This window comes from Nostoc sp. (assembly GCF_036917935.1).
Taxonomy (GTDB): domain Bacteria; phylum Cyanobacteriota; class Cyanobacteriia; order Cyanobacteriales; family Nostocaceae; genus Nostoc.
The window spans coordinates 269,061-286,015 of sequence record NZ_JBALEL010000060.1; the positions used below are offsets into that span (position 1 = coordinate 269,061).

12 protein-coding genes are annotated in these 16,955 nt (G+C 40.9%); 6 read left to right on the plus strand and 6 right to left on the minus strand.

Annotation, left to right across the window (positions count from 1 at the left end):
• The first annotated feature begins 9 nt into the window (after window positions 1-9).
• Window positions 10-327, plus strand: a complete 318-nt coding sequence (locus V7K62_RS26220) for a hypothetical protein (protein ID WP_334869273.1) — start codon at window positions 10-12, stop codon at window positions 325-327.
• Window positions 328-852: 525 nt separating this feature from the next.
• A complete protein-coding gene (gene ligA, locus V7K62_RS26225) occupies window positions 853-2,889 on the plus strand; it encodes an NAD-dependent DNA ligase LigA (protein WP_334869275.1) in 2,037 nt (678 codons plus the stop codon).
• Between the two features lie 550 nt (window positions 2,890-3,439).
• Here the strand turns inward: ligA and V7K62_RS26230 are convergent.
• On the minus strand, window positions 3,440-4,216 hold the full coding sequence (locus V7K62_RS26230; protein WP_334869277.1) for a Uma2 family endonuclease: 777 nt from the start codon (window positions 4,214-4,216) through the stop codon (window positions 3,440-3,442).
• A 330-nt stretch (window positions 4,217-4,546) separates the two neighbouring features.
• Here V7K62_RS26230 and V7K62_RS26235 point away from each other — a divergent pair, with 330 nt between their 5' ends.
• Window positions 4,547-6,763 carry an FUSC family protein gene (locus V7K62_RS26235; protein ID WP_334869279.1) on the plus strand — a complete coding sequence of 739 codons (2,217 nt, stop codon included), beginning with the start codon at window positions 4,547-4,549 and terminating at the stop codon, window positions 6,761-6,763.
• A 177-nt stretch (window positions 6,764-6,940) separates the two neighbouring features.
• Here V7K62_RS26235 and V7K62_RS26240 read toward each other — a convergent pair whose 3' ends face one another.
• Together V7K62_RS26240 and V7K62_RS26245 are read right to left on the minus strand one after the other, a co-directional pair.
• Window positions 6,941-9,391 (minus strand): hypothetical protein, encoded by a 2,451-nt coding sequence (locus V7K62_RS26240; protein WP_334869281.1) that lies wholly within the window; start codon window positions 9,389-9,391, stop codon window positions 6,941-6,943.
• A gap of 94 nt (window positions 9,392-9,485) precedes the next feature.
• Window positions 9,486-10,154 (minus strand): cadmium resistance transporter, encoded by a 669-nt coding sequence (locus V7K62_RS26245; protein WP_334869283.1) that lies wholly within the window; start codon window positions 10,152-10,154, stop codon window positions 9,486-9,488.
• A 903-nt stretch (window positions 10,155-11,057) separates the two neighbouring features.
• On the opposite strand from V7K62_RS26245, the gene V7K62_RS26250 reads away from it, so the two are divergent.
• Window positions 11,058-12,197, plus strand: coding sequence for an aliphatic sulfonate ABC transporter substrate-binding protein (locus V7K62_RS26250; RefSeq protein WP_334869285.1), 1,140 nt, complete (start codon window positions 11,058-11,060; stop codon window positions 12,195-12,197).
• Window positions 12,198-12,368: 171 nt separating this feature from the next.
• Here the strand turns inward: V7K62_RS26250 and V7K62_RS26255 are convergent, their stop codons facing one another.
• Window positions 12,369-13,106 (minus strand): SDR family oxidoreductase, encoded by a 738-nt coding sequence (locus V7K62_RS26255; RefSeq protein WP_334869287.1) that lies wholly within the window; start codon window positions 13,104-13,106, stop codon window positions 12,369-12,371.
• A 221-nt stretch (window positions 13,107-13,327) separates the two neighbouring features.
• Window positions 13,328-13,993 carry a phosphoribosyltransferase gene (locus tag V7K62_RS26260; protein ID WP_334869289.1) on the minus strand — a complete coding sequence of 222 codons (666 nt, stop codon included), beginning with the start codon at window positions 13,991-13,993 and terminating at the stop codon, window positions 13,328-13,330.
• 812 nt (window positions 13,994-14,805) lie between these two features.
• On the opposite strand from V7K62_RS26260, the gene V7K62_RS26265 reads away from it, so the two are divergent.
• Window positions 14,806-15,309 (plus strand): hypothetical protein, encoded by a 504-nt coding sequence (locus V7K62_RS26265; RefSeq protein WP_334869291.1) that lies wholly within the window; start codon window positions 14,806-14,808, stop codon window positions 15,307-15,309.
• 328 nt (window positions 15,310-15,637) lie between these two features.
• Here the strand turns inward: V7K62_RS26265 and V7K62_RS26270 are convergent, their stop codons facing one another.
• Window positions 15,638-16,429, minus strand: a complete 792-nt coding sequence (locus V7K62_RS26270; RefSeq protein ID WP_334869293.1) for an ion transporter — start codon at window positions 16,427-16,429, stop codon at window positions 15,638-15,640.
• A gap of 88 nt (window positions 16,430-16,517) precedes the next feature.
• On the opposite strand from V7K62_RS26270, the gene V7K62_RS26275 reads away from it, so the two are divergent.
• Window positions 16,518-16,943 (plus strand): nucleoside deaminase, encoded by a 426-nt coding sequence (locus tag V7K62_RS26275; RefSeq protein WP_334869295.1) that lies wholly within the window; start codon window positions 16,518-16,520, stop codon window positions 16,941-16,943.
• Window positions 16,944-16,955 lie beyond the last annotated feature (12 nt).

The following is a 16,955-nucleotide window of genomic DNA, read 5'->3' on the forward strand; positions in this document are numbered from 1 at the left end:
CAATTTCGGGTGGGCATCGCCCACCCCAGAAACTGGCTAGAAAAAATCACCAAGTTCGCTTACCATTGGTGGAAGGCGGCAACAGTTTTGTTTTGGGAACTAAATGAGGTGTCCGGTGATATTCCAGAACTATACCGCATAAGTGATTCTTTTAATGAACTGGAAGCGGAAATATTTGCTGATCAAAGTTTTGCTGAATCACTTGTAGTTCCATTACCAAAATCTAAATTAGAGAAAGTTCTAGTTAGTATTGGAGAGATTGTCGAAGACAAATACAATCTAGATATCAAACGCGATCAGTTATATAACAACATCATTTACCCATAACTTCACGTTTATAATTTATCCAGTACTTTCCTCATTGCGGCAGAGCCGCAAGTCAAGAGGCGGAGCCTCCCATTAGGCATTCCCAGTCAGAGACTGGGAACGAGATAAACGAGACAACATATTTGATTGGACTCACCAGAAAGAATTATAGCGATTTCTCAACTAGCGATCGCTCTGCATTTACTCGTGGAATTATACTTAGTACTCAGGGGAAGCGCACTACTAAAGGCTGACAGTAACTAGTTGCTAAGTAATAATAAATCTATCTGTCGATAGATGCACTTTGTATAATGTGTTTGAGCAAATCCTATTGCCACAATTCTCCCTGTTCTGATCAGACAAAGTTTTGTGCCAATTGCGGAATTCTCCTTATAATATTGTGACACTATCGCCCGATCCAAGTACTGGGTAGCGGGGGATTTGGTAAAACTTATTTAGCTTTAGATATGGCTCAAAAGCCAAAATTTTGTATAGTACATACGTATGATTTGTTAGTCCTATCCTAGATATTTTATAATAATTCTAATGACACAGATTAAGCCGGAAGTAAAGCGCACAGAAGAATTGCGCCAGTTATTGCAACAAGCTAGCTATGCTTATTACGTCCTAGATGCTCCAATTATGGAGGATGCAGTCTATGACCAGCTATATCGAGAATTGCAACAACTGGAAACTCAATATCCAGAATTGACAGCACCGGATAGTCCGACTCAGCGCGTGGGTGAGCTTAAGCATACGCAGTTTACCTCGGTGCGGCACAATATCCCCTTGTATAGTTTGGAGAATGCATTCAATATTGATGAGTTGCAAGCATGGGATCAGCGTTGGCGGCGACAAGTACCGAAAATAGATTCAGTGGAATATGTCAGTGAACTTAAAATTGATGGTTCTGCTTTGGCTCTTACCTACCAAGATGGCATTCTAGTTAGAGGGACAACTAGGGGTGATGGGGTGACGGGTGAAGAGATCACCCAAAATGTGCGGACAATTCGCTCAATTCCCTTACGTTTGAATTTTGAAGGGTTAGAAATTCTGGAAAGGGTGGAAGTGCGAGGCGAGGCATTTTTGCCGTTGAAAGTATTTAAACAAATCAACGAGGAAAGGCAAAAAGCAAGTGAGCAATTATTTGCCAATCCCCGCAATGCCGCAGCTGGTACACTCAGGCAGCTAGACTCCCGCATTGTCGCTAAACGGCGGTTAGATTTCTTTGGCTACACCCTACACATTCCTGGTAGAGATGACACCAGTATTGCTAATACCCAATGGGAAGCGTTGGAGTTGTTGGAAAAGATGGGTTTTCGAGTCAACCCTAACCACAAACTCTGTGCTTCGATCGCAGAAGTGGCAAAATATTATGAATATTGGGATACGGAACGGCTGAATTTACCCTACATGACTGATGGGGTAGTGGTGAAGTTGAATTCTTTTAAACTTCAGGAACAGCTAGGGTTTACGCAGAAATTTCCCCGTTGGGCAGTAGCTTTAAAGTACGCAGCTGAAGAAGCACCCACTCGTGTGGAAAATATTGCTGTGAATGTGGGACGAACGGGGGCGTTAACACCATTAGCCGAGATGCGCCCGGTGCAACTGGCGGGAACAACAGTTTCCCGCGCCACTTTACATAATAGCGATCGCATTACTCAATTAGACATTCGCATTGGTGATACTGTTATTGTCCGCAAAGCTGGGGAAATCATTCCAGAAGTACTGAGGGTAATCAAAGAACTCCGTCCCGCTGACACCGAACCCTTCGTTATGCCCACTCATTGCCCAGTCTGCGGCCAATCGGTGGTGCGAGAATTAGGTGAGGCGGTGACTCGGTGCGTCAATGCTTCTTGTGCGGCGATTCTCAAAGGTTCGATTGAACATTGGGTAAGTCGTGATGCTTTAGATATTAAAGGTTTAGGCGAAAAGTTGGTATATCAACTCGTTGATAAAAGTTTGGTGCATTCCGTTGCCGATTTATATGAGTTGACAGCAGAGAAGTTATCTGCATTGGAGAGGATGGGGAAAAAGTCGGCAGAGAAGTTGATAGATGCGATCGCTCAATCAAAAAATCAACCTTGGTCAAGGGTATTGTATGGTTTAGGCATCCGTCACGTTGGCAGTGTAAATGCTCAATTATTGACTCAGAAATATTTCACTGTAGATCAGTTAGCGACAGCAAAGCAATCAGATATTGAAGGCATTTACGGTATTGGTGCTGAAATTGCCCAATCTGTGTACCAGTGGTTTCGGATTGACGCTAACCAAAGATTGATAGAACGCTTACAAGCAGAAGGATTGCAATTAACTGCCACAGAGGAAACAACAACAGTTGCTGATGGTAATCAAAAGTTCGCAGGTAAAACTTTTGTAATTACGGGAACATTGCCAACCTTAAAGCGGGATGAAACGAAGGCTTTGATTCAAAAAGCTGGGGGAAAAGTGACTGATTCAGTGAGTAAAAAAACAGATTATTTAGTGGTAGGAGAAGATGCAGGTTCTAAGTTAGAAAAAGCAGTTTCATTGGGAATTACCCAGTTAAGCGAGGCGCAATTGTTGGAGATGCTTGAAGATTGAAATAAGGTAAACATCTGAAAAGCTATATATTTCGTGAACTAATCCAGGCGATTAACCCATACTTACAGCAGATTGCAACGTTGGTTAGGTACAGATAATCGTAGGGGCACAACATGTTGTGCCCCTACCCGTGTACTTGATTTACCTGAAATACGCTGTATCAATCAGCCCAAAAGCATGACCGCTACAACCCGCAGATCCCCGACTTCGCAAAAGTTGTTGGGGATATTATTTTTTAGGAACTATAGGAATCATATTTGATTTCTGAAAAAATCTCGGTAGTCTTGTAGTGAACTGTCATGGCTTTAATGTTGCAAAAAAATTGCTTTGTTGCTTGGAGGCTTTGCGTAACCCAACATCCTGATAATCAGTTGGGTTACGCAAAGCCTCCACCCAACCTACGTCTACGTCTAATGCACTATTAAAGCCATGACAGTCCACTAGGTGCATTTCAAAAATCAAATACTAGTGCTATATTCAGGATTGCTATAGCAAACTAGTTGGTTTTGCAAAATCGGATATTATCGTCAGGACAATTCATGAATTGCCTCTACTCAAACGGGGGCAAGTTATTCGGGTCAATACCCTGTGATTGCAAATAAGCAATTAGTCGTTCTTTTTGCTGGCGTTCTTGTTCGGCGCGTTGACGTTCTTGTTCGGCGCGTTGACGTTCTTGTTCAATTTGTTCTACAGCCCACGGTAACAAATTACCAGCTTGATCCCACCAGCGTAACCAATAACCAGTTCGCGCTTCTTTTGTTCCTTGCCAAGTTCCCAAAAATAAGCCCATTACATCAATCCAATGACGACCATTTTCGTCGGGTTGCTTTAACTCATAGCGGTTATTTTCCAGTTGATAATATTCTAATAAACCGCCATAAGGTTCAAAAATTATGTAGATGGGAATCTGCAAAATTTGCTCGTAGAAAAACCATTTTCCTGGTGGATAAGTTCGCTTGACCGAATATTCTCCACCCTCAGTGTCGGATAAAAATTCAATGGCGATCGCAGGGATATTTCCTTCTAAATTGGGTGTATAACTTTTGCGATTACCCACGACTTCGTTAACCGATGGCACATAAACCCAGTCTGGTGCTTTGGCAATAAATTGACCGTTGACTGTCGCACAAAGACCAAAGTTTGAAGCTATCAACATCTGGGGTTGGATGAATCCACAGATTTCTAGGCTTTCACGCAAAGCACCAGCCAAAAGTGGCTGACCGGTATTCTCCACTGGTTCATCCTCTAGTTTAAAATCTTTGGGCAAGGCTTCCCAAGAGATTACCAGTTCTGTTGGTGATTTGACTTGGCTAAGTTGGGTTGCCATAAACACAGCATGAATTTATTTTTGATCATATCGCTTGCAGGACGGCTATGGAATAAGAATTAAATAACATCCAATTTATGTCCGTGGCTTACCTCACTCTCAATCCCTCTCCTTATAAAGGAGAGGGATCGTGATACAGGATGAAGTTTTGCATTTTATTTAATCCACGTTCCTAAATATATAAGAATATTAAGAAAATCCAGCAGGACTTAGGCAAACAACAGCCGAAACCCTTATTTTCAGGTAGGGGCAATTCATGAATTGCCCCTACAGCGCGTAGTTTTGCGTAAGTCCGATCCAGATAAAAATTTTGTTTTGTTAACAAAAACCATGCAGTTGAATCGAAGTAATTTCCTCAGATTTCTGATCCAATCAGAGCCAGGAAAACCAGCAATATCCAACGGCTTGCGAGCTGCGTTAGCATTGGGGGTTCCCATGCTAATTGGGCAACTCATCAACCAAAGGGAAAGCGGATTATTGGTTGGTTTAATGGCTTACTTTGTCAACTTAGCAAATATTGGTGGCCCTTACCAGATCAAAGCTAAGGCGATGGCACAGGCTACTTTGGGAATAGCTGTTTCAGTATTTGTGGGTACTGTAGTCGCTAAAGTTCCAGCCCTAGCTGTGGTGCTGACATTTGTTTGGGGACTTGCTTCCGGTTTTGCGTCGCTCTACGGTAATGCTGGTGCTAATGTCGGTCTGGTGGTAGGGATATCATTTATTACCACGATCGCACAGCCAGGAAACTTGGAAGTTGCACTCATGCGATCGCTGCTATGTCTAATTGCAGGTGGATGGGCGATGTTACTTTCCTTAGTGATGTGGCCTTTTAGACCTTATGACCCACTACGGATAGCTTTGGCTTCTTGCTTAAATGCGATCGCCAACTACATACAAGCATTTGTAGGTAAAGTAGCAACAACTGAAAATATTCTCGAAGTTAGAAAAGCGTTAGAGACAGCACGCACTACTTTAGGTACATTACGGATTGGACAGTCGGCTCGGAGTTGGATGAATGAACCGTTTTTGCTGCTAATTCAGGATGGCGATCGCTTGCTTGGTTTAGTTATTGCCTTAACAGAGTTACTAGAAACTCACTTCCAACAACAGCAATATCACGCAGTCCAGCAATTAGTAGACGATGCACTCGAACAAATATCAGTCATTCTTCAAGCTATAGCAAAAGTCATATCTCGCAAGTCTGCTAGCATCGACTTGGGAAATCTCAAGCGCATTTATGAGGCCCTGAAAGAACAAGAAAGTCTGCAAAGAAAAGCAATTGCTGGGAGTGAAACAGACTACACAACCCTCGTTGCTCTGAGTAACTTGGTGCTAATGATCGAAAAGCTGATCAAGCAATTGCAATACACGGCTCAGACAGCTAAATCTCTGGCAGATCGCAGCAAAATCAGCCAACGTAATGTAGATAGACTTCTTTTAGTTGAAGAAGAACAGCGATCGCTCTTAAGTTTACTCAAAGAAAACCTCACCTTAGACTCAGCAATCTTTCGCCATGCTCTCCGCATTGGTGTGAGTCTAACCGTAGGCGTAATATTATACAGCGTTACCAATTTACCAATGGGCTATTGGGTAACACTGACAATCATGTTAGTCCTGAAACCGAACTTGGGTGCAACTTTCCAGCGGTTTTTTCAGCGAGTTGGCGGGACGATCTTGGGAGCTGTCTTAGCTGCTGTCATCCTTGCAACCATCACGAGTAAGCCTGTATTAGACACGATCATTCTGCTGACAGTATTTTTTGGTGTTTCCCTGATCGGTTTCAACTATGCGTATTCAGTGGTTTTTTTGTCAATATTTGTCTTACTGATTATTGACATTGGTCATCCCATTGGTTGGCAATTTGCAGGCTTTCGGGTATTGAATACATTAATTGGGGCGGGACTGGCTTTTGCGAGTCATTACTTTATCTGGCCAAACTGGGAACGCGATCGTTTACCCAGTCAACTCGCCACAGCACTGCGAGAATGTCACAAATACTTTCGGGATGTGATGGCTGTGTACCAAGGTACAAAGGAGCGTGACTCTACTATTATCAGTCAACGGCGACAAACTGGGCTAGCGATTGGCAATGCTCAAGCCTCCTTCCAAGGATTGCTGCGCGAACCGAAAATGCACAAAGAATTAGTAGAACCAGTGATGACGCTGCTGCTGTACATGGGACGTTTTACTAACGCCGTCACAGTTTTGGCAGTACATCTGGAACATTTTCGAGGAACAGCGCCACTCCCGGAATTAGAAACCTTTGTCTGTCAAATTTCGCTACTGTTAGAGCAGTTAGCTGATTCAGTACAGCAGGAAATTCCCCCACCGCCCTTGCCTGACTTGGAAGAAACGCTGCAAAAAATCCAACCGCACCTGCAAGCACTGCGTACAGCCCGGATACAAGAATTAGATGTGAATCAAGGACATACACCGATTCGTCAGGCAGTCATTGATTACAGCATATTAGATTTGGAGATTGACCAGATTGTGCGGCGGTTAATTGCTATGCACTCAGCGATGGTACGCCTAACATCAGGTAAATAAAAATAATGTTGGGTTTCATTGCCTCAACCCAACCTACAAGAACAGCGATCGCACTGGCTTGTATGGCTAAAGTCTTAACTATGAAAGTTTTTTAGTATCCCACCAAATAAAGGTATGAGTATCTAACAGAAATTTCATGATAACCAAAATTAACACCGAGTTTGCTCCCCATTTCTGCTATTTCTTGGTAGCAAACCATTGTAGCGGCAAAAATTTCATAATATTTGTTACAGTTTTTAAAGTTTTTAATTCTGGTATATCTGGTTTTAATCGTTCTGCGATCGCTAATTTTTGTTCAGCTTGTGCAGGTTGAAAATTATATAAATAAACAACAGCTAAATAAAGATATGTGTAAGGATTTTGAGCATCATATTTAGTTAATTCTATTAAATTTTGGATTAATTCTGGGGCTTGGCGCTGTAAAAGTTGTGATAAAACTAAAGTGTAACGCCAATTTAAGTTATTTGGCTCTGTTTGCAGATGATAATTAGCCGCAAATTCAATTTGTTTTAAATAATCTTGAGTAGGATCGTATTGATTGAAATTATCTATTTGCACAAATATATTATTTAATTTACCCTGTTGTAACTCTTGTGCTAATTGTGAAGTTCGGGTAACTAAATCTAAAGCTGGCGATTTCTCTACTGTTCCTATATCTGTAACATTTACAGTAATATCTGGAATATTTAAAGATGTGATTTTTTTGTTTCTTCTATCTAAATATAGTGCTGATAGTTGATATTTACCTAGTGGTAGTGTTTTGGGAATAAATGTAGCTAAAGCTTCTTTAACGCGGAAACTTCCTTCAGGATGACATTTGATGCCACAGTATAAATCACCCAAGCCAATTGCATGATCGTGATACCAAGATGATTGGCTATTTTGCCATTTTAACAGCAATATACCATTTTGCAAATCATCCCATGAACCTGTTATTTCATAGTTTACAGGGTTATTTTTATCTAAAATTAATTGCTGAGGAATCGCAACTTTTTCTAGAGTAATTACAGACTGACTATTACTTATTCTTTCAACAACTACATGCGGATTTTTGCATTGATATAATCGCATTTTATCACCGTGAGGTAATATCCAATCGCCCTGTAATTTCAAATCAGTAGAAGATTCGACTAAAGATTTTAATTTTCGTTTAGTCTCTCCACTTTCTCTCGGTTCTTCTGGTTCATTATCTCTAGTGATATACCAACAAAAATATTGTAAATTTTCCTCTACCTGAGATAATTTGGTTGTTAATTTTCTGCCGTATACGCGAAAATCTGCTAATGTCCCAAAATAATCTAAAGTAAACTCATTTATCTGAGGTATAGCAACGGGAATTACTCCTAAATTTGACCTTAAATATAAATTTGTTTCGTTGATTTTGTTTATCAGTTTCTCCACAGGATATTTTTTAGCATCATCATTAGGTAAATGTCTACCACCCCATGCTTGAATTAGAGGTAATGGAAATAAATTATTGAGTAACACTATGCTACTTAATACCAGAGCGGCTAATCTCAGTCTATCAAAATATATATTTTCAATTAAGTTGAATAAATCCGCCAATATTAAACTAATTATCGGAAAGCATGGCAGAATAAATCTAATGTCTTTATTTGTGCCCAAAGAACAAATTATATAGCTACTTACTAGGGTAACTAATAACCAAATTCGAGCCGATTTATGGAGATTTCCGGAAATTGAATCAGTATTAAATCGATATTTAATCAGATAAACCAATAAAATGCCAATACTCACAGATAATATTGGTAAACCAACGCTTTCTGGAATCATCTGTGGATAGTATAACCATCCAGCAATAGTTGCCGGAGAAGGATCACCCTCACGTTTTCCGACTTGGTTAGCGTTTAATGCCGATGTAATAATTGTTAACCAATTTAAGCCATACCAAAAACTACAAATTAACCAAGCTATTATTAAAGATGAGCAACTTTGAATTAGCTTGATGAATTTACGTTTTCTAATAAAAATAATTAATGTCCAAATACTAGGAACTAAAATAAAAATAAACCCTGTAGGTTTAGTCAACAAAATTAAACCTATTCCTACGCCCAAGATGATAGTTAAACCCCATGATAAAAACCCAATATAACTATCTTTCCAAATTGTCAGAATTGTGAAAGTTACTGTAACAATTGCTGTCAAACCATAATCTAATAAATAATCTGTCCGCATAATTCCCAAAATAGGAAATAACAGACAAAATATGCTGGCAGTTATGCTAATTTTTCGGTTCTTAAATAAAAAATTACCTAAATGATATACTGAAAGTATAATCATCGCAGTATACAATAAGTTGACCAAACTTGCTTGGTCATATCCACGTCCAAACAAGATCAAAAATGGTACAGTGCAAATATATACAAAAGGAGCGCGGTAACTGGGAGTTAATTGCCACAGAGATAACCACCAATTTCCTGAAAAGATATTGAAGTTTTGAAAAATTCTATAATGATGTAATGCTGTCGTTAAATGTGCGCTTTGATCGTAGGCTGGAATCGATTCATCTAAGAAAAACCAAGTTCTATCTATAGCTAATGCTACCAGCCAAATTATTAACAGGATGATATAGTCTTTTCGATGCCGATCGCGGTCAAAATAGCTCATATTTATTTGCTCAAAAACAAAGTTTATAAGGTGAATCACCAGAACGCCTTCAATATTTAGTAATTTAAAGATAAAAACCGTTAAATTTTCTTTGTCAAGTGTTCGGTAGAAAAAGACGATAAGATTCGCTGTCCATCAAAATTCTGAAACCTAGCCACATCAGCACGAAGGGGAAAATCTTGCTAGCATAACGGCTGAGTACCAAAGCAATACCAGGTTGATGAGTCAAAGTATAAGACATAAATAGCCAGCAGCAAACAATGAAATAGCAAACTGGTACGATCACGGCCAGATTTTGAATGCTGCTGCTGGCAAACAGAGGTATATAGATCCCAAGATTATTGCCGCCGTTAGAAATTGTTACCGCAGAGACGCGATAGGTTTGGGGATCGCGAATTAAGTCCCAAAGCGATCGCTTTCTGGAATCAAATCCTTTAAATTTAGAGTTTCTTTTCAGATTAGCTGACTTATCTTCGGCTGAATCATCCTTATTCAAGTTGAAGAAATTGTTCAAGCCAATGAGTATCGGCAGAATTCCCAGTAAACCAGTCCAAGTTGACGGAATTACTAGCCCCAGCAAGAAACCAATGAAACTTACTATCACTAATGCCGTGAACCCTATAATTTCACCAACCACAACGTGCTGAGGACGAAAAGTCCGATTAACCTCACTGAAGAAAGCAGTCAGATAAATATTGTCGTCAAACGTTGTCGCCACAGCAGTAGCTAGCCCGATCTTAATTGTTGCAATTAACCAATCCATCACCATTCCTCACTCAACACCTAATCTGATGAACGAAACTAGCTTATGCTCAACCTTTGTAATCAGCCCCACAATATCGAGAAATATTAATAGGACTTACGCATTGACGCAAAATACAAAGTATGAAGGGCTTGAAAAACCACATCTGTCGTAGGGGCACAGGATTGCTCATGCGTGTCAACTTAACGTAAAAATCAGTCTAGACACAGCTTTTAAAGATTGCCTCGTTCCCAGTCTCTGACTGGGAATGCCTATAGGAGGCTCCGCCTCTTGAATTGCGGCAGAGCCGCAATGAGGTGCATTTCCAGCCCAGAGGCTGGAAACGAGGTTTTAAAGGGGTTTGGGCTTAAGTTGACACTAATGAGCATTGCTGTTCCCCTACAGCGCGGGTTTACCGATTGTCAAAGAACAATTAATAAACACCTGAAACGACCTATTTTCGTGAATACATACCATGATTAATTTGTACAGTGCGTAAGTCCTAATTAATATGAGAACGCGAGTTTCGCGCATCAAGTGTGACTCGACTTCTTATTTGTTCAACTTAGTTATTTATCATATATAAATCACACAGTAAAACTACTCATAGTCGTGATGGTGCGTTACGCTACGCTTTTCTTAAATGCCTCAGCCTATACATGCCCTACATATAAAAGATTTGCATAAGTCCTAATAATATATAAATAGCCCCAAAAAGTCTAACATTCTGGCTGTATTCTCGTATATAACGCGCCATTCATTGCAAGCATCAACAAAGGAGTCATTATGATTAGCCGTTTGATTGACCTTGTGCCTAGATGCACAGGTCAAAACATCTTACGGTCGCTCAGATCAGCCACTCGTAGATCGGCTACCTACAGGTTTGCAGTTCAATTTTGCCTCGGACTTATCTCGATTTTGGTCTTGCCTCTAGTTTTTGACGGTCATGCTGTTGCCGCTTCGGAATCTGGCAATCAGATATCCTCTTTAATGAATCAGTTCAAACTACCCAAAAGCTCCACAATCCAGTTACTGGAAACGGTGGGACTGTTTATGGGGGGCATAATTTTCTGTGTAGTTTTGGATCGCTGGTTTTCTAACCGTCCCGATCGATCTAGCAACACGCCCTTAGCAGAGCAAGCGCGGCGGCTCAAACAACTCAAAATAGGATATCCAGAGGGGATGACAAATCTGGAAGTTCTCCGTGCTCAAGGCTTACTTGAAAACCGTTTGCGACCTTATGGGCTGAGTGTCATCTGGACAAGCTTTTTATCAGCCTCTTCTCTGATAGAAGCACTCAGCAATGGGACGATTGATTTCTGCGGTGGCGGTGGCACGGCCAGCATCTTCTCTCAAGCGGCAGATCATGTATTTGTGCGGGTGGCTAAGGAAAAATATACCGCTCCCAAAGGTCAGGCGATTCTAGTACCGGAAGATTCGCCGATTCAGACGCTGGCTGACCTAAAGGGTAAAAAGATCGCTTTTGACAAAGGCTCAAGCGCTCATTATGTGCTTGTGCGATCGCTGGCAAAAGTCGGCCTAGATTTTAGTGACATTCAGCCAGTTTATTTGACGCAACCGGAGGCGCTGCCCCAATTCCGCCGGGGTGAAATCGATGCTTGGGTGATTTGGGTTCCCTACACGGCAACTCTTGCCCGAAGCGCTTACCCAGGGCGATCGATTGCAGACCTAGAGAGCATATTTGGTGACAAAGCCTCCGTGGAAGTTCCGACCTATTACTATGCGATTCCAGAGCTAGTACGCGACTATCCTGACCTGCTCAAGGTGATTTTAGAAGAGGTAAACGAAGCGGGAACTTGGGCTAAGAGACAGGAATTAGAAGCGGTTCAACGAATGGCAGAACACCATGAAATCGATCCATCTATCGTCGGAACTTTACAGCAACGTAGTGCCGAACGCGCCATCATCCCGATTGACGACCAATCGCTTACTGCTCTACAGCATCAGGCAAATATATTTAGAGATTTAAATCTGATTCCTGAGCGGGTAAATGTGAAAGATGGAACCTATAGCTTGCAGACTAAGCAAAACTGGACTTATTAATCTGACACTGACAATTGAGTACAGCTTTGCCTAAAATCGTTACGTTTTAAACGCAGAGGGACGCTAAGGAAAGCGCAGAGGTACGCAGAGTTTTTTAAGCGAAATTCTCTGCTCGTGTGTTCAAGATATCGTCTGCCTATCTGAGCAGAATACAAGCCCCTAAGCCTAAATCTAAAGTTCTTGACGTGTCGGACGGATGATGATTTCATTCACATCAACATCATCGGGTTGCTCAATGGCGTATGCGATCGCCCGAGCAATGGCATCTGCATCAATGGCGATCGCATAAAGTTGATTAATTCCTGCTGCTGTGTCTTTATCGCTAATCGTGGTAGTCAGTTCGGTGTCAACGGCTCCTGGTGAGATATTAGTCGAACGGATTTCACCGTTTGACTCTAGCCGTAGCCCTTCAGAGATCGCTCGCACTGCGTATTTGGTGGCACAGTAGACGGCCGATCCCGGAAATACCTTATGTCCGGCCACTGATGATAGGTTAATGACGTGACCAGACTTTTGCTGACGCATAATCGGCAACACGGCAGCAATCCCATAGAGAACGCCCTTGATATTGACATCGATCATCCGATCCCACTCCTCTACCTTTACTTGGTCGAGGGGAGAAAGCGGCATCAACCCAGCATTATTGATTAGCACGTCGATCCGGCTGTATGTACTCAAAGTTTCCTTGGCTAAGGCTTCCATCTGTGCGCGATCTACCACATCTGTGACTCGGTAGGTTGCAGTTCCTCCCGATTTAGCGATCGCTGCAACCAATTCTTTGAGCCGATCTTCGCGGCGGGCGGCCAGCATCAGTTTGGCTCCACTAGCAGCAAGTCGCTTCGCAGTCGCCTCACCTAACCCACTGCTGGCTCCGGTGATGATGACCACTTTGTTTTGAATAAGAGACATATTTTTTATTCCTGCGGGTTATTGAGTGTGCTTCATCAAACATGAGTGCTGTTTTAGATGAACTCAGCATCATTAAACCATATCAACTAGTTTGTATACTCATTGACGTTTTTATCCCGGCAATCTCACGAATCCGAACCAGTATCATCACACCGTTTGAGTTCTGTCCCGTTAAAACTTCAATTGGTGAGTTGAGACCATCTCATAAACTTAATCTTTATCTACATACCAAGAGGTATGGCTTCACCGTTCTTTGCCGCTTTTGCGAGTAAGTTGCGGACTTCTTCATCCGTAGTTTGAGGAAAGCTTTCGTACCAAAGACCAACGCTGTGGAAAGGACTGGGTGTCGAGATGCAAACGATTTCGTCTACTTCAGTTTCTAACTCTTGGCAAGTTTCAGGTGCGGCCACAGGCACAGCAATCACAATCTGAGCCGGTTGCTGTTTTTGCACAGTGACAAGAGCAGCCCACATCGTTGCACCCGTGGCTAAACCATCATCTACCAAGATGACTGTGCGTCCTTGTAAATCTCTTAAGGGGCGATTTGGGCGATAAAGCTGTTCCCGCCGCTCTAACTCCCGTTCTTCTTGCACCGCCACCCTGGAAATTACTTCATCGGATATCTTTACCTGGCTGATAATATTTTTATTGACTATCCGCACACCACCAGAAGCGATCGCTCCCATAGCTAGTTCTTCTTGATCGGGCACACCCAATTTCCGTACCACTAAAACATCTAAGGGAGCATTTAAGGCTTTGGCAACTTCAAAGGCAACGGGTACACCACCCCTTGGTAGCCCTAATACCAGAACATCTGGGTCGTTAGCATAAGCGGCTAACTCCTTAGCCAAAACTTGACCCGCAAACCTCCGATCTTTAAATAGCATGATGTCATATTCCTCATTGGTTTCCAAAAAATTAAATAAATATTTATTTACAGGCGTTTTTTATTGCCTATCAACCTTAAACAATGGAGCAAATTCCAAACTTGTTGTTATAGTCAGATGTTCTAAACTGATCTTAGAAAGCTAAATATTCCCTGTCCTCTCGCTAACGGAGCGACATCTTCAATCTACAGTTCTATCAAACGGATGAGTTAGCTTTAATGCAACAAGATTTTTGCATCTTGATCTGACACTATTTTACTACTCCACACTCAATATCCGTCCCAAAATGGCTTGTTGAGAAGACACGGTGATGCGGTGAACTATTGCTGTAGAGGGGTTTACTGTCGTAGGCAACTGGTGTTAGCGTGAGGCGAAGCTATAGCGCAACCACAAAAGAGGGTGACATGGAAAAACCCGATGTTTAAGTAGGGGTGCATTTTAAAACTACTATAAGTTTTCCCCACTTCCTAATCTTTACTGTTAGACTTTTACTGAGTATTTTTTTAACTGAAGATTAAGAAATAATTACTTAATTGCTTGCAGATGCGAAAATATATGAAAATACAGTGATAATTCAATTGCTAATTCTTCGCCTGTCCCCTTTGACTGACATTGTGTTGATATTACCTTGAGATTATCCCTAAATTGTAAATATCAGATAATATACCATCTGTTTGTTCGTTATGTAATACTTAGTATTACAGAGAAAACCTCACCAAATTTACCCAATTAACACTTTGGAATAAAAATTCATAGGGTAGAATCACTGAATATAGCTCAACTATTTTGAAAATCAAAAGCAGGGTTTATTAATGATCAGCTTAACTAATTCAGAAAACGGCACAATTAGCAGCACAGCGGCCACTAAGAGGCTGGCAAGGGCGATGATGGTTTCTGGTGGAGAGTTTTCACTGTTATTGGCGTGTTGTAACTGTGTTCAAAGGCAGCAGCAAGTGCTGAATTTGTTAACAGAATTTTCATCAGCAGATATCCACGAAATTTTGCTCTCACCTACGGCTGACAAACTATACACAGCTATTACAAATGAAATTGGTACGACTCAACCCGAAGCTTTGATGGTACGGGGCTTAGAATCTGTAGTGGCAATTAACCAACTGATTATTAGTACCAATATCATGCGAGATGAGTTTCGGAAACAGTTTCAGTTTCCCTTGGTGTTGTGGGTAAATGATGAAATTCTGCGTAAGCTAGTTTGGCTAGCACCAGATTTCAAAGACTGGGCAGCTAGTACTATTAGATTTGATGTACCTAACAATCAGTTAGTTGAATCTGAACAACAAGCCATGAGCGCCTAATATTGCCTGAGATTACTTTCAAAATCTGATATACGCTAGGTTGAGCCGAGCAAAACCTAAGTTCAGGTTCTGTCCGATTCTTTTCTAAAATTACTTTTATTGAAGCCTCGCTGACCAAAGTGAGGTAAAAAGTCTTATAAGCTATTTTCTAAATTAGAAGATGGTATAGGTGTCGGGTGTGTTATCGCCTTAGTACACGTCACCCTAAAAAAAGGTGTGGAAATTCAGCTGCGATCGCCAGGTTTGTTTGAGTCGTATTATAATTAAAGTCTTGAATTTTTTAAGCGAAAACTTTAACCATTACGGACTATTTAATTTCACCAGATGTCTAATCAATCCTGCGACTAGGTAACTTAGTCCCACACCTCTGACAAAACCCAGCATTTACATCATGGAAAGCCAAACCACAACCTAAACAAACTATTTCTAACTGATTAGCAGTTTTCACCACTCGCTTAATTAAATCTCCCACTTGCCAAGGAATCAGTGCAATTCCTGTAAAAATCATCAATACTGTTAACAAGCGTCCTAATTCCGAAATTGGAATAACATCGCCAAATCCTACAGTTGTCATTGTGACAACAGAGAAATAGAATGCATCCAAAAATGTCCCATAATTTTCAGGATTAACCGGATGCTCGACTTGATAAATTAAGCCAGAGTAAATAAAAACAATCGCAAATAATGTAAATAATATTCGCGCGAAAATCATTCCGTCTTCAGTGCTGATACTGGCGAATAAAAACTTTCTATCTATAAATCTAATTAATCGTAAAATCCGAAACCATCGTAATAGGCGGATAAAGCTAATATCCACCATTCCTAGAAAAAATGGCAAAATCGCCATTAAGTCAATAATCGAATAAAAGCTAAAAATATACTTAATTTTATTTTCCGCACTCCACAGGCGAAGCGAATATTCTACCGCAAAGATAATGACGATCGCAGTATCAGCTACATTTAACTGAAACCGCATATAATCAGGAATATTATATGTTTCTACCACAAAAATTCCTGATGATATTAGCACCAAAGAGGCAAGTGTTAAATTAATCGCTTTACCTATTGGTGTTTCTAGGTCTTCTAAGTAAAATTCTGTTTCTTGTCTGCTCAGTAACATATTCGACCATTAATTAATCTTAATTCCCAGTTATAGCATTAGAGATACGATATTATTAACCATTATCCTTATATTAACTCCAGCTTATATGAACCCAGAATATTTTATGCGTTTAGCATTGGCAGAAGCAAAAAAAGGTGATGCGCCTTACGGTGCAGTGATTGTTAAAGATAACGAAGTCGTTGCCCTAGCTCATAATACTGTGAGGAGAGACAACGATCCATCAGCCCATGCGGAAATCAACGTTATTCGTAGTTTAACAGCTAAACTGAAAAACCCCTCTTTAGAAGGTTATAGCATATATACAACTGGTGAACCTTGTCCGATGTGTGCAACGGCTTGTGTTTGGAGTGGTTTATCAGAAATTGTATATGGGGCTTCAATTCAAGATTTAATTACTGTAAACCAATCACAAATTAATATATCTTGCGAAGAAGTGATCGCTAAGTCATTTAGGAATATCAAAGTTACAAAAGACGTTTTAAAACATGAATGTTTGGAGTTATTTAAATAAGCTATAAAAAGT

Bases quoted from the DNA above. Each gene is read 5' to 3' on its own strand.
- ligA (WP_334869275.1), top strand. From the start codon at position 853: ATGACACAGATTAAGCCGGAAGTAAAGCGCACAGAAGAATTGCGCCAG.
- V7K62_RS26230 (WP_334869277.1), bottom strand. From the start codon at position 4,216: ATGGCAACCCAACTTAGCCAAGTCAAATCACCAACAGAACTGGTAATC.
- V7K62_RS26235 (WP_334869279.1), top strand. From the start codon at position 4,547: ATGCAGTTGAATCGAAGTAATTTCCTCAGATTTCTGATCCAATCAGAG.
- V7K62_RS26240 (WP_334869281.1), bottom strand. From the start codon at position 9,391: ATGAGCTATTTTGACCGCGATCGGCATCGAAAAGACTATATCATCCTG.
- V7K62_RS26245 (WP_334869283.1), bottom strand. From the start codon at position 10,154: ATGGATTGGTTAATTGCAACAATTAAGATCGGGCTAGCTACTGCTGTG.
- V7K62_RS26255 (WP_334869287.1), bottom strand. From the start codon at position 13,106: ATGTCTCTTATTCAAAACAAAGTGGTCATCATCACCGGAGCCAGCAGT.
- V7K62_RS26260 (WP_334869289.1), bottom strand. From the start codon at position 13,993: ATGCTATTTAAAGATCGGAGGTTTGCGGGTCAAGTTTTGGCTAAGGAG.
- V7K62_RS26265 (WP_334869291.1), top strand. From the start codon at position 14,806: ATGATCAGCTTAACTAATTCAGAAAACGGCACAATTAGCAGCACAGCG.
- V7K62_RS26270 (WP_334869293.1), bottom strand. From the start codon at position 16,429: ATGTTACTGAGCAGACAAGAAACAGAATTTTACTTAGAAGACCTAGAA.
- V7K62_RS26275 (WP_334869295.1), top strand. From the start codon at position 16,518: ATGAACCCAGAATATTTTATGCGTTTAGCATTGGCAGAAGCAAAAAAA.